Origin of the sequence: Saccharothrix xinjiangensis (assembly GCF_039527585.1) — a bacterium.
Taxonomy (GTDB): Bacteria; Actinomycetota; Actinomycetes; order Mycobacteriales; family Pseudonocardiaceae; genus Actinosynnema; species Actinosynnema xinjiangensis.
In genome coordinates this window covers 23903-36823 of record NZ_BAAAKE010000045.1, presented here as the reverse complement: position 1 = coordinate 36823, position 12921 = coordinate 23903, and the positions used below count along the sequence as shown (strand labels likewise).

General features: G+C 75.0%; 11 protein-coding genes. 1 reads left to right on the top strand and 10 read right to left on the bottom strand.

What is annotated here, in order from left to right; genetic code table 11:
• The 6 genes from ABD223_RS41390 to ABD223_RS41365 form a co-directional block, all read right to left on the bottom strand.
• Positions 1–3567: beta-ketoacyl synthase N-terminal-like domain-containing protein (locus tag ABD223_RS41390; RefSeq protein ID WP_344043451.1), on the bottom strand; the 3567-nt coding region annotated here is incomplete at its 3' end.
• Between the two features lie 470 nt (positions 3568–4037).
• The gene (locus tag ABD223_RS41385) at positions 4038–5192 is read right to left on the bottom strand and encodes a C45 family autoproteolytic acyltransferase/hydrolase (protein ID WP_344043450.1); all 1155 of its coding nucleotides are present in this window, start codon (positions 5190–5192) and stop codon (positions 4038–4040) included.
• Positions 5193–5396: 204 nt separating this feature from the next.
• Positions 5397–6236 carry a TauD/TfdA dioxygenase family protein gene (locus ABD223_RS41380; protein WP_344043449.1) on the bottom strand — a complete coding sequence of 280 codons (840 nt, stop codon included), beginning with the start codon at positions 6234–6236 and terminating at the stop codon, positions 5397–5399.
• Between the two features lie 16 nt (positions 6237–6252).
• Complete coding sequence (locus ABD223_RS41375) at positions 6253–7020, bottom strand: ABC transporter ATP-binding protein (protein ID WP_344043447.1); 768 nt, start codon at positions 7018–7020, stop codon at positions 6253–6255.
• On the bottom strand, positions 7013–8029 hold the full coding sequence (locus ABD223_RS41370; protein ID WP_344043445.1) for a taurine ABC transporter substrate-binding protein: 1017 nt from the start codon (positions 8027–8029) through the stop codon (positions 7013–7015). The genes ABD223_RS41375 and ABD223_RS41370 overlap by 8 nt, the downstream gene beginning before the upstream one ends.
• Before the next feature lie 24 nt (positions 8030–8053).
• Positions 8054–8869 (bottom strand): ABC transporter permease, encoded by an 816-nt coding sequence (locus tag ABD223_RS41365; RefSeq protein WP_344043443.1) that lies wholly within the window; start codon positions 8867–8869, stop codon positions 8054–8056.
• Positions 8870–8993: 124 nt separating this feature from the next.
• Between ABD223_RS41365 and ABD223_RS41360 the strand changes: the two genes are divergently transcribed.
• Positions 8994–9569 (top strand): TetR/AcrR family transcriptional regulator, encoded by a 576-nt coding sequence (locus tag ABD223_RS41360; protein WP_344043441.1) that lies wholly within the window; start codon positions 8994–8996, stop codon positions 9567–9569.
• A gap of 162 nt (positions 9570–9731) precedes the next feature.
• Here ABD223_RS41360 and ABD223_RS41355 read toward each other — a convergent pair whose 3' ends face one another.
• The 4 genes from ABD223_RS41355 to ABD223_RS41340 are packed head-to-tail and all read right to left on the bottom strand — an operon-like array spanning position 9732 to position 12920.
• Positions 9732–10400, bottom strand: coding sequence for a 4'-phosphopantetheinyl transferase family protein (locus tag ABD223_RS41355; RefSeq protein WP_344043439.1), 669 nt, complete (start codon positions 10398–10400; stop codon positions 9732–9734).
• A gap of 5 nt (positions 10401–10405) precedes the next feature.
• Entirely contained in the window at positions 10406–11347 is a 942-nt protein-coding gene (locus tag ABD223_RS41350; protein WP_344043437.1) for a hypothetical protein, read from the bottom strand.
• 14 nt (positions 11348–11361) lie between these two features.
• Entirely contained in the window at positions 11362–11868 is a 507-nt protein-coding gene (locus ABD223_RS41345; RefSeq protein ID WP_344043435.1) for a flavin reductase family protein, read from the bottom strand.
• Positions 11865–12920 carry an LLM class flavin-dependent oxidoreductase gene (locus ABD223_RS41340; RefSeq protein WP_344043433.1) on the bottom strand — a complete coding sequence of 352 codons (1056 nt, stop codon included), beginning with the start codon at positions 12918–12920 and terminating at the stop codon, positions 11865–11867. The genes ABD223_RS41345 and ABD223_RS41340 overlap by 4 nt, the downstream gene beginning before the upstream one ends.
• Position 12921 lies beyond the last annotated feature (1 nt).

Below are 12921 nucleotides of genomic sequence, written 5' to 3'. Positions count from 1 at the left end.
GTCGGCGTGGAACACGCCCTCGGCGCGCTCCCCCGCGATCGCCGCGCGCACCTGCGCCACGTCCGCGCCCACCACCGCCAGCCACGCCCGCTCGCCGCGTCCCGCCGCCACGTCCGCCCGCGTCGCCGCGCGCAGCGCGAGGTCGCGCAGCCGTGCGCCGGGCGCGCGGTCCAGCAGCTCGGCCGCGGCGCGCCGGGCCGCCACCGGGTCCGCGCCGCGGAACACGAACAGCTCGGCGGGCCACTGGTCCAGCGCGTGCGCGGCGGGGGCCTGCTCGTGGGCGCGCACCACCACGTGGAAGTTGGTGCCGCCGAACCCGAACGCGCTCACGCCCGCGACCCGGTCGGCGGCCTCGGCCGCCCACGGCCGCGCCGCGGTGTGGAAGGCGAACGGGCTGCTGGCGGGTTCCCACGCCTCGTTGGGCTCGCGCAGGTGCAGCGTGGGCGGTTTGACGCCGTGGTGCACCGAGAGCACGGCCTTGATCAGCCCGGCCAGGCCCGCCGCGCACTTGGTGTGCCCGATCTGCGACTTGACCGAGCCGAGCGCGCACGAGCCGGGTCCCGCGCCCGCCTCGGCGAACACCTCGGTGAGCACCTTCAGCTCGGTGCGGTCGCCGACCACGGTGCCGGTGCCGTGCGCCTCCACCAGGCCGACGCGCGCGGGTGAGACGCCGGCGTTGCGGTAGGCGCGGGTGAGCGCGGCGCGCTGCCCCTCGGGCCGCGGCGCGGTCAGGCCCAGGGCGCGGCCGTCGCTGGCGCTGCCGACGCCGTCGATGACCGCGTAGACCCGGTCGCCGTCGCGCACCGCGTCGTCCAGCCGCTTGAGCACCACGCACGCCACGCCCTCGCCCAGCGCGATGCCGTCGGCCGACCTGTCGAAGGTCGCGGAGCGGCCACTGGGCGAGAGCGCGTGCACCGAGGAGAACAGCAGGTAGTCGTTGATGCCGTTGTGCAGGTCCGCGCCACCGCACACGACCAGGTCGCTGGTGCCGGTGACCAGCTCCTTGCACGCCACGTCGACCGCGGTCAGCGAGGACGCGCACGCGGCGTCGACGGTGTAGTTCGCGCCGCCGAGGTCGAGGCGGTTGGCCACGCGCCCGGCGATGACGTTGGCCAGCATCCCGGGGAACGAGTCCTCGGTGAGCCGGGGCAGCTGCGCGTCCAGCGCGGGCGGCACCTGCCCCAGGTAGGCGGGCAGCACGGTGCGCAGCGTGGTGGCGTTGGACAGGTCGCTGCCCGACTCCGCGCCGAACACCACCGAGGTCCGGCGGTGGTCGGCCTCGGTGTGCGGGTAGCCGGCGTCGACCAGGGCGCGCCGGGCGACCTCCAGCGCGAGCAGCTGCACGGGTTCGATCGACCCCAGCGACGCGGGCGGGATGCCGTAGCCCAGCGGGTCGAACGGGATGCGCGGCAGGAAGCCGCCCCAGCGCGAGGGGGTGCGCTCGCCGTCGCCCTCGGGGTCGTAGTAGACCTCCGGGTCCCACCGCTCGGCGGGCACCTCGGTGATGCTGTCGCGGCCGGCCAGCACGTTCGCCCAGAACGAGGGCAGGTCGGGCGCGCCGGGGAACACGCAGGCCATGCCGACCACGGCCACGCGCAGCGGCGCGGGCGCCGGTTCGGCGACGACGGGCTCGGCCAGCGCCGCGCGCACCGCGCCGGCGCGGTCCCGCAGCCACCGGGCGGCGGACGCGCCGACCGACTCGTGCAGGTCGGCGACCGTGGTGACGGCGTCGCGCAGCACGCTCACCTCGCCCGCCATGAACATGCCCTCGGCCAGTTGGCGGTCCTCGTCCACCGGGCGCAGGTCGTCGCCGACGCGCTCCAGGCCCTTGCTGGCCAGGCGCAGCCGGCCGACGTTGAACCGCTCCAGCCGCTCCCACGCCTCCCGGTCGGGCACGCCGTCCGCGCGCAGCCGTTCCCGCAGGGCGGTGAACTCGCCGGTGAACCCGCTGCGCACGCAGCGGGTGGCGTGGCCGGGCGCGGTCTCCAGCAGGTCGGTGCGCTCGGCGGCGACGACCTGCCGCTGGAACACCGGGCCGATCGCCCCGGTGCCCACGGCCTCGGCGGTGAACAGGTAGGCGGTGCCCATCAGCACGCCGACGCCGACGCCCGCGCGGGCCAGCGGCGCGGCGAGCGCGGCCACCATCGCGGCGGACCGCTCGTCGTGCACGCCGCCGGCGAAGAGGACGGTCAGCTCCTCGGCCGCGCCGCCCGCGGCGAGGTGGTCGAGCAGGACGTCCACCTGGGACTCCCACAGCGGGAAGCTGTTGCGCGGCCCGACGTGGCCGCCGCACTCCGCGCCCTCGAACACGAACCGCCGCGTGCCGGCCGCGAGGAACTGCCGGAGCAGGCCGGGCGAGGGCACGTGCAGGAACGCCGCGATGCCCGCGGCCTCCAGGTCCGCGGCCTGGGCGGGCCGGCCTCCCGCGATGATCGCGTGGGTGGGCCGGACCTCCCGCACCACCTCCAGCTGCGCGGTGCGCACGTCCTCGGCGGCGAAACCGAGCACGCCGACGCCCCACGGCGCGTCGCCCAGCTCGTCGCGGGTGCGCTCCAGCAGCTCGCGGGTCTGCTCCGCGCCGGACAGGGCCAGGGCGAGGAACGGCAGCCCGCCCGCCGAGGCCACCGCGGCGGCGAAACCGGGCCGGTCGCTGACCCTGGTCATCGGGCCCTGCGCCACCGGCAGCGCGGTGCCCAGGCGCCGGGCGCCGGTGGAGCCCGGCTCGAGCACGGCGGGTGCGGCGTCGTCGGCGAGGGCGGCCAGCACCGCGTCGCGGACCGCGCGCACGGCGGCCCCCGGGGTGCGCCAGCGGCGGGCGAACACCGTCGCCAGCGCCACGTCCTGGCCCACCGGCAGGAACTGCTCGCGCGGGTCGTCGGCCCCGAGCCGGTCGCCGATGCCCTCGGCGGGCAGGTCCGGCACGCCGGGTCCGCGCCTGCGCAGCACGCGGAAGCCCTGGTGCAGCACCGTTTCCGAGCCGTCGAGGCCGTCGAGCGCGGCGGTGACCTCCAGCGGCAGGCCGGCCTCGGGGTAGCGGGCGAGCTGGGTGTCGAGCACGACGCCCGCCGCGCCGCCGGCGACCGCGGCCGCGGCGGTGTGGGGTCCGATGCCGCCGGCCGCCCACACGGGCACGTCGACCGCGGCCAGCACCTGCTGCACCAGCACGAAGGTGCTCAGCTCACCGACCCGGCCGCCGGCCTCCCGGCCGCGCGCCACCAGCCCGGCCGCGCCCGCCGCCACGGCGGACAGCGCCTCGTCCAGGTCGGTGACCTCGACCAGCACGCGGCGGCCGGGGAACTCGCCCGGGTCCCGGGTCGGGTCCGCGAGCAGCACGGTGCCCGCGCTCGCGGGCAGGTCCACGGCCGGGCAGCCGCGCCGGACCCGGACCCCGAAGGGTCCCGGGGTCCACCGCGCGGCCAGGTCCAGCGCGTCGGCCGCCGCCCGCGGATCGCCCGCGGGCAGCTCCAGCACGCCCAGCACACCCGCGCGGGCGACGGCGGCGGTCAGCCGGGGGGCGGGCCTGTGCACCGGGTTCACCGCGATGACGAGGTCGGAACGGTTGACCATGCATTACTCCCGGCGGCAAGCTGCGGCAGGCCCGATGACGTGGAGTAGTGAAGGCAACCCGGTGCGTGCGGTCAACGCCCCGAACCCATGTTCTCACGATTGTGAACATGTCAAGGCCGGCCCTTGTTGCTTTCCGACAAAGCCGCGCCGATCTGCGGTGTTCTCCACCGGGGCCCGAATGCGGTTCACCCGCGGACACGGCCGCGTCATCACGGTGACACCGAAGTATTACGCGCAAAGTGGAAAACGTGACGCAAAGCACATGCCTGCGAGGACCGGAATGGGGCCGTTCGGAGCAACGGAGGTGTAGACCGAAAGGCCGCGTCCACTTCGGAGGGTGGACAACCAGCTCTACTGAGCGGTAACGGGCGTGCCGCGGTGGATCCGGACGCCTTTCACCTCCACGCGGGCGCCCAACGCGCGCGGTTGTACAACGCGCGTGGGCGCCCAACGCGCGGGCGCCTCGCGCGTCAGCCCAGGGCAGGCCGGAAGACGGCCTCCTCGCTGTACCGCGGTTCGCCGTCGGCCGCGTCACCGAGGTAGAAGCGCGTCGCCATCGTGCGGTCGTCGAGGTCGAAGACCGTGCGCCACAGCGTGCGCAGCGGGGAGCCCGCGGCCTTGCGCCCGTCGAACCGCACCTCGTCGAGCGCCTCGCGCAGCCGCTCCGGCGACATCGAACCGGACTCCACCCGCTTGCCCAGCTTCTCCAGGCGCTCGTGGGTGAACATGGTCTCCTCGGTGTCCCGGGGCGGGTCGGCCGGGTCGGGCCGCTCGTGGAGCGGGTGGTTGGTCACGCTCAGGGACTCGCCGTCGGCCTCGACGATGTGCTCGACGCCGCCGTGGCCGTGCTCCCAGACGAAGGCCCGGCCAGACGGGTCCGCGACCAGGTAGTGCAGCGGCGTGCCCAGGTCGTACTGCTTGGCCGTCAGCAGCGCCTGCTTGGCCTGCTCGACGTCCCGGCAGGTGTCGAGCACGAACCGGGGCAGCTGGCCCGAGCTGATGCCGACCTGCGGCCCGGCCTGCACGGGCGCGTTCGTGCTCTCCGCGTCGGCGACCAGGAGCACGACCACGAGCCCGTGCTCGTTGATGCCCTCCATGCAGCCGTCCAGCTCGTTCATCGTCACGACGGTCGTGGCCGGCCCGTCGTCGGGGACGCTGGTGATGACGTACGGGCGCGAGGACATCGGCGGCTCGTCCTCCGGTCCCTCGTCACCGGACATCATCGCGACCAGCTGCCGCTGCCCGAGGGTGAAGAAGTCGTAGTTGCGGCCGACCAGCGTGTGCCCGTCTGCGGTCCTCGACGGGGCGCTCCACGTGGCCGAGCAGGCCGAACCGACCGGCAGGCTGGTGAGCCCGTCCAGGTGGACGTCGTCGTCCCCCGGGCGCACGCCGGCCACCTCGGCCGCGCCCGCCATGCGCGCGTGGTGCTGCGGCCAGTTGCTCTCGAACCAGGTGCGGCGGGCCCGGCCGACGGTCGGGTCGGCGGGCACGGGCCGCCAGCCGCGGCCCCTGGCCTCCTCGGCGAGCGCGCGGCCGACCTCGGACTGGCTGCCCGACACCACGAGGTGCCGCACGGTCATGAACTCACCCGCGCCACCGGCCACGAGTTCCCGGGTCACGTTCATCGGAGGTGCTCCGTTCCTTCTTCGTCGCGTCCTCCACCGGGGTTCCCTGAACTACACGGTCGTCTAACCGGTCCAAGTGGCTGAAATGCCGGACCCCGGCGTGGCCGGGAGCGCGACGGGTGGGCCGCCGGGGCGAGCGGGGCGCGCCCGTCCGGCGGCCCACCGGGGAACGGCGGGGCTCGGCGTCCCGTCAGCGGACGCGGCTCACACCCCCACCGGCACGTCGCCGCGCAGCGTGATCCGGTGCATCACGCGCCGCAGGTCGCCGTAGTCGTCCACGGCGTAGTGGGCCGTGCTCCGGTTGTCCCACACCACCACGTCGCCCTCGCTCCACCGGTGCCGCACGGTGAACTCCGGCCTGCCCACCGCGGCGAAGAACACGTCCAGCAGCGCCCGGCTCTCCCCCTCGGTCACGCCCAGCAGGCGCGTGGTGAACCCCGGGTTCACGAACAGGCTCCGCCGACCCGATTCCGGGTGCACCCGCACCACCGGGTGCTCGACCGGCTCCAGCGAGCGGACGCGCTCGCCCTCCCAGGTGTTGCCCTCGCCGCCCAGCCGGTCGCGCAGGTACTCCTCGAAGTCCTCGCGCCCGTCGTGCAGCGCGGTGAGCCGGTCCGCCAGCTCGCGCAGCGGCTCGGACAGGAACAGGTAGGCAGCCTCCAGGTCGGTCCAGCACGTGTCGCCGCCGGTCGGCGGCAGCGTCACCGCCCGCAGGACCGACCCGAGCGGCGGCCGCGCCACGAAGGTCACGTCGGTGTGCCACACGGGGGCCTTGCCGCCGTCGCCCGCGTCCAGCACGTAGATCTCCGGGTGGTCGGCGTCCAGGCCGGGCACGACCGGGTGGGCGGGTGTCGGCTCGCCCAGCGCGGCGGCGAACGCGCGGTGCGCGGTCGGGGTCAGCGACTGGCCGGGGAACACCAGCACCTTGTGCTCGACCAGGGCCGCGCGCAGCGGCGCGCCCGCCTCGGCGGAGGCCACGTCGTTGAGGTCGACGCCGGTCACCCGGGCGCCGAGGGTCGGGGTGAGAGGTTCGAAGTGCGTCATGGTTCTCCCCACTGGGTCAGGCCGCGACCGCGCGGACGGCCCCGGCGACCTCGCCGCGCAGCGCGGCGAACTCCGCCGAACCGCGCAGCTCGTCGGCCGGCACGCCGGAGCGCGGCAGCGGCACGGGCAGGTCCAGCGCCACCCGACCGGGCCGGTCGGACAGCACGACGACGCGGTCGGCGAGGAACACCGCCTCGTCCACGCTGTGCGTCACGAACACCACGCCCCGCTCGTCGTCGGTCAACGAGCGGACGTCCTCCTGGAGCCGTTCGCGGGTCAGCGCGTCCAGCGCGGCGAACGGCTCGTCCATCAGCAGCAGCCGGGGCCGGGCGGCCAGGGCGCGGGCGATCGCCACCCGCTGCTGCTGGCCGCCGGAGACCTCCCACGTGCGGCGCGGCGCGAGCTCGGCCAGGCCGACCTGGCCGAGCAGGTCGCGGATCCGCCGGGGGCGGTCCGCGCGCGGCACGCCGGCCCAGCGCAGCGCGGTGCCGATGTTGCCGCCGACGGTCTGCCACGGGAACAGCCTGGGCTGCTGGAACACCGTGCCGACGTCCCGGCCGGCCACGGGCGCGCCGCCGAGCACCCGGGCTTCGCCGGTGGTGGGTCGCTCGAAGCCGCCGACCAGCCGCAGCAGGGTGCTCTTGCCCGACCCGGAGGGCCCGACGACGACCAGGAACTCGCCCGGGTCGACGCGCAGGTCCAGCGGTCCGAGGGCGGGCACGTGGTCGCGGCCCGCCCGGTACCGGTGCTCGACACCGGTCAGCTCGACCAGCGGCTCACCCACGGGGAGCCCGCAGCGCCGCGCGGAACGCGCCCAGGTCCGGCACGGACTCGACCTTCTTCTGCCCGTGCAGGAATTGCGCGGTGGCCAGCAGCTGGTCGGCGAGCGCGCCGGGCGACCCGGGCGTGCCGAAGTACTCGGGCGTGAGCTGCTCGGCGTGGTCCAGGTAGATGTTCTGCTCCAGCTGGGAGAGGGCGTCGTCCACGCCGGCGCCGATCTGCCGCGCCACGGCCTCGGCCACGACCCGCGGCTCCGCCTTGACCTTCTTGAGCGCGTCGTCGGTGGCGGCGAGCCACTGGTCGACGACGTCGCCGTTCCGCTCGATGAACTCCGTGCGCGCCACGGTGAACGTCAGCGTCGGCTTGCCGGCGGCGGCCAGCTCGGCGCTGTCGGTGAGCGTCACGCCGTCCTGCTGGAGCACGCTGAGCACCGGCGTCCACACGTAGGCCCCGTCGATGTCGCCGCGCTGCCAGGCGGCCTGGATGTTCTGCGGTTCCAGGTCCACCAGGGTGACCGAGGCCGGGTCGACGCCCGCCCGCTCGAAGGCGGCCAGCAGGCTGTAGTGCGCGGTGGAGCCGAACGGCGCGGCGACCTTGCGGCCGGCCAGCCCTCCGATGTCGGTGATGCCGGTGTCCCGGCGCACCACCAGGGCCTCGCTGTCGCCGATCACGTTGAGCAGCTCGATGACCTGGTAGGGGATGTTCAGCGGCGCGCTCAGCCCGGCCGCGGCCGGGCTGCTGCCGATGACCGCGAGGTCGATCGCGCCGCCGAGGAAGGCGGTGTTGATGCTCGCGCCGGAGTCGAACGAGGTCCAGGTGACCTCGTGGCCGGGCAGCGCCGCCTCCAACGTCCCCCGGTCCTTGACCAGCAGGGTGCTGTCGGCGAAGTTCTGGTAGGCGACGCGGACCTTCGGCCGCTCACCGGAGCCCGAGGACGAGCCGCCGACCCCGCACGCGGCCAACACCGGTGCGGCGGCGAGCAGGGACAGGACCGATCTGCGGGTGACGGACATGGTGGTGCTCCCGGTGTTCGGCGCTCACGCCCGCCCGCGCCACGGCGAGACGGCGCGTTGCAGCGCGAGGAGGGCGGTGTCGATGAGCAGCCCGGTCACGCCGATGACGACGAGCCCGAGCAGGACCACCGCGGTCTGGTTGTAGCGCTGGGCGTTGAGGACCATGCCCCCGATGCCGTCCGCGCCGTTGACGGTCTCGGCGGCCACGACCGAGCTGTAGGCGATGCCCACGGCCAGCCGCACGCCGGTCAGGATCTCCGGCGCGGACGCGGGCAGCACCACCGTGGTGACGACCCCGAGCCGGTTCGCGCCGAGGGCGTGGGCGGCCTCCACGTACTGCCGGTTGACGCCGGTGACGGCCGCCGCGGTCGCCACCGCGACGGGCGGGAACGCGGCCACCACCAGCAGGTACACCTTGGGTTCCTCGTCGATGCCGAACCAGATGACCAGCAGGCTGAGGTAGGCCAGCGGCGGCAGGGCGCGCAGGAACGTCACGAACGGCTCGGCCACCGCGCGGACGACCGGGACCAGTCCCATGACCAGCCCGAGCGCGACGCCGATCAGCACGCCGTAGAGGACGCCGTAGCCGACGCGGCGCAGGCTCACGCCGAGTCGTTCGACCACAGTGGACCCCGCGTACCCGCCCTGGCCGTTGCCCGCGTCGGACGCGGCGAGCAGCTGGTCCCACACCTGCCCCGGGCCGGGCAGCACCGCGGGCGGCCAGAACTGCGCGAGCACCAGCAACTGCCAGATCCCGAGCAGCGCCACCACGGCGGCCACGCGCACCAGCACCGAGTGCGGCGCCGACAACGCGGCGGTGCGCCGTTCCTTCTGGGCCATGGGAAACTCCGTGCGGTGGCGGGAAGAGCGGTCGGCGGCGAATGTACAGAGGTACACATGGACCGATGTTCTTTCCCGCTGGGTGGACACCGTTGCCGGAAGTGCTTGCGCGAGAGGGGATCTCATGGGATCAGCACGGCGGATCGATCCCGACAGGCGGGAACGCATAGTGCGGGCGGCGGTCGACGTGATAGCGGAGTCCGGCCTGTCGGCCCTGACGCACCGGGCCGCGGCGGCGAAGGCCGACGTCCCGCTGGGTTCCACCACGTACCACTTCGCCGACCTGGACGAGCTGCTGGTCGCGGCGGTGAGGGCGGTGGCCGGGCGCAACGTGGCGAGGTTGCGCCGCTGGGCCGATTCCCTCGGACCAGGAGCTGATCTGTGCGCCGAGCTGTCGGATTTCCTGGTGACGCTGTCGACGCGGCACCGGAAGACGAGCGTGCTCGCCTACGAGCTCTACAGCGCGGCCCTGCGCCGTCCCGCCCTGCGGTCGGCGAGCACGGCGTGGGACGGGATGCTGGCCGAGGTGTTCGCGCGGCACGTGGCCGAGCCGACCGCGCGGGTGCTCACCGTCCTGTTCGACGGCCTGCTGCACCAGGCGCTGGTGTCACCGAGCCGCCCGGTGCGCGCCGACTTCGAGCCCGCGCTGCGCCTGCTGCTCGGACCGGCGGAGAAGAACCAGGATCACCCGCACGGGTGAGACGGGGAGCCCGGGCGGTTGTTCCGGCGACGACTACGGGATCGCCGCCGTGAGCAAGGCCGCGATGCGCGACCACGGGCACGTGCCGCGGCACGCCCTCGTGGGCGCGGAGGGTTCCTCGACCGCCACGCGCAAGGCCGTGCGGGGCGCCGAGGCCGAGCCTCAGCCCGCGGTCGCGCCGTGCCCGGCCAGCAGCGGCACGGCGTCGAACTGCTCCACCGCCCACGCCCCGCCCGTCAGCAGCGCCACCGACGCGGCGTAGCCGGGCCCGGCGTCGAGGTCGTGCAGCGCCACCGGCGTGCCGAGCGGTTCCGGCCCGGACCACCCGAGCAGGCGCGGCGGCTCGTCCGGCGGGCTGAGCCGCACCGCGGCCGGCGGCACCGACAGGCCGTGCCCGGTGGCCTTGAGCACCGCCTCCTTGCGCGCCCACGCCAGGTGGAACCCCGCCCCGGCCGGGCAGCCGGCCAGCTCGGCCGCGCGCGGGTCCACCGGTCCGGTCTCCTCCACGTCCACCCCGACGTCCGCGCCGCGGGACAGCGCGACCACCACCCGGTCCCCCGAGTGCGACACCGAGAAGTGCACCCCGCGCGGCTCGGCCAGGCGCGGTTTGCCGTTGGCGCAGCCGCACCGCTCGCACGACGCGGTGAGCCGGACCCCGGCCGGGGAGGCGCCCAGCTCCCGCCCGAGCAGCACCCGGGCCAGGGCCCGGCCGGTGACGTGGCGCAGCAGCGCGCCCCGGTCGCGGAAGCGGGCCAACCGGGCGCGCTCGTCGGCGTCGAGCAGCCCGGTCAGCCCGTCGACCGGGCGCGCCCACCACACCTCGCAGCGCACGGCGGTCAGCGCACCGCCTGCGGCGCCCGCAGCAGCGCGCGCATCCCGTCGAAGCACTCGTCCAGGTCCTCCGACAGGGAGAACTCGTGCACCGGCAGCCCGGACAGCAGCACGCGCAGGTCCTCCTCCACCGCGGCGAGCACGGCCGGGTCGGTCTTGCCGGTGGCGAAGTCGTCGCGGCAGCGCTCGACGGCCTCGACCACGCCCAGCGGCCGCACCCCGGTGGAGCCGTCGCGGACCAGGAACACCGCCGACCCGGGGCGGGTGCGCGGGCGCAGCCGGTCGGACAGCGCGTCGGGCAGGCGCACGCGGCTCTTCGCGCCGTCGTCGATCTCGCTGATCAGCGCGCCGTCCAGCACCGTGGCGCGGTCGATCGTGGCCCGGTCGAGGTAGACGGCCCGCGGGTAGCCCCACACGACGCCGGGCTCGTCGTCGAGGTGCCGGACCATGATGTCCTCGCCGCCCAGGTCCGCGCCGCGTTCCAGGCACCAGAAGCTGAACGTCGACTTGCCCGTGCCGGTCGGCGCGGACACCAGGGCCACCTCGCCGTCGAGGCCGACGGCGCCGGCGTGCAGCGGGTAGTGGCGGGGCGAGCGGCACACCAGGTAGAGGAACAGCCGCTCCAGGAGGTAGCGGCCCCACACGACCTGGTCGGCCAGGTCGCCGCGGGCCAGGGTGACGGTGGCGCGCCACTCGTCCGGCACGATCACCGCGCGCGAGTTGCCGGTGTCCACGGTGATCGGGTCGGACGCGATCACCTCCAGCGTGTGCGGCGGGTTGACCGTGGGCACGCCCGCGCCGTCGGTCACCTCGAAGGTCAGGCGCACCTCCGGGGCGGAGGCGGGCGGCTCCGCGGAGCCGAAGAAGAGGTCGACGACCTCGCGCGCCTCCGGGTGCACCGAGCACACGACGCGGAAGCCGTAGCACTCGCGAACGATCTCCAGCATGGGTTGACCTGCTCTCACTCGGTCAGCCGGCCGAACCGGCTGCGCACGAACAGCAGCGGCGGCCGGTCGGACAGGACGTCGAAGGCGCGAACCGCGCCGATCACCACCGCGTGGTCCCCGGCGGCGTGGACCTGCTCGACCTCGCAGTCGAAGAAGCTGACGCCGTCGGTGAGGATCGGCGCCGACGAGTGCGGCGCGGGCCGCCAGGGGATGCCGTCGAACGCGACCGCGCCGTCCGGGCGGGCGCGGCCCGCGAACCACCGCGCCACCTCCTGCTGCGCGTCGGCGAGCACGGTGACCGCGAAGACGCCGGACCGCCGGATCCGCTCGCAGGTCCGGGAGCCGTTGCCCAGGGACACCAGGACCAGCAGCGGGTCCAGCGAGACCGAGGTGAACGAGCTGACGGTCATGCCGCACGGCCGGCCGTCCTCGACCGTGCTCAGCACCGTCACCCCGGTCGGGAACCGGCCCGCGGCGTGGCGGAAGCGCCTGCCGAGGTCCGGCTCCACCGCGGTGCTCACGTCGTGGCCGCGAGCGGCGACGAGGTCAGCTCGCGCAGCCGGTTGAGCTGCTCCAGGCCGGCCAGGACGGTCCGCTGCGGCAGGCCGAAGTCGATCAGGCAGGCGATCTCGTCCACGTCCGCGGCCCGCGCCCGCTCGACCACGCGCGCGGCCTTGTCGACCGTGCCCAGCAGGGCGCCGTCGTCGTAGTAGCGGTCGAACGCCCGCTCGACGAGGAAGTCGACGTCCTTCGGGCGCAGCTTGGCCGGGTCGACCTTGCGGGCGCTGCCCTGCTGCGAGCCCAGCAGCAGGCCCAGCGAGCTGCGCAGGTAGTCGCACATCGGGCCGCGCACCTGCTCGCGCACCACGTCCTCGTCCTCGCCGAGGAAGGTGTGCACCATGAGCACGACGTGGCCCTCGGAGCCCTGCTCGCGCGCCGCGGCGCGGTACTCGGCGATCTTCCCGGCCAGGTCGTCGACGTCCTGGCCCAGCAGGTGCGTCAGCAGCCCGGCGCCGGCGCGGCCCGCGTTGCGGAAGGTCTCCACCCCGCCCGCGCTGGTGATCCACACGGGCAGCTCCGGCTGCACCGGCGGCGGGAAGACGCCGATCCGCTGCGGCGCGCCGGTGCCGTCGACCACGTCGACCTGCTCGCCGCGCCACAGCCGGCGGACCTGGTCGGTGTAGTCGATCAGCACCTGCCTGCGGTCGGCGTAGTTCTCCGGCTTGAGCGCGAAGTCCACGGCGTGCCAACCGGAGGCGAAGGACAGGCCGACGCGACCGCCCGAGAGGTTGTCCACCACGGACCACTCCTCGGCGATGCGCAGCGGGTGGTGCAGGGGCGCGACGACGCTGCCGGCCCGGATCTGGATCCGCTCGGTGATGGTGGCGACGGCGGCGCCGGTCACCGACGGGTTCGGGTAGAGCCCGCCGAACGGGTGGAAGTGGCGTTCGGGCGTCCACACGGCGGTGAAGCCGTTGCGGTCGGCGAACCGCGCGCCGTCCAGCAGGAGCTGGTAGCGGTTGGCGTCGAGCTCGCGGCTGTCGTTGGCGAAGTAGAACAGGCTGAAGTCCATG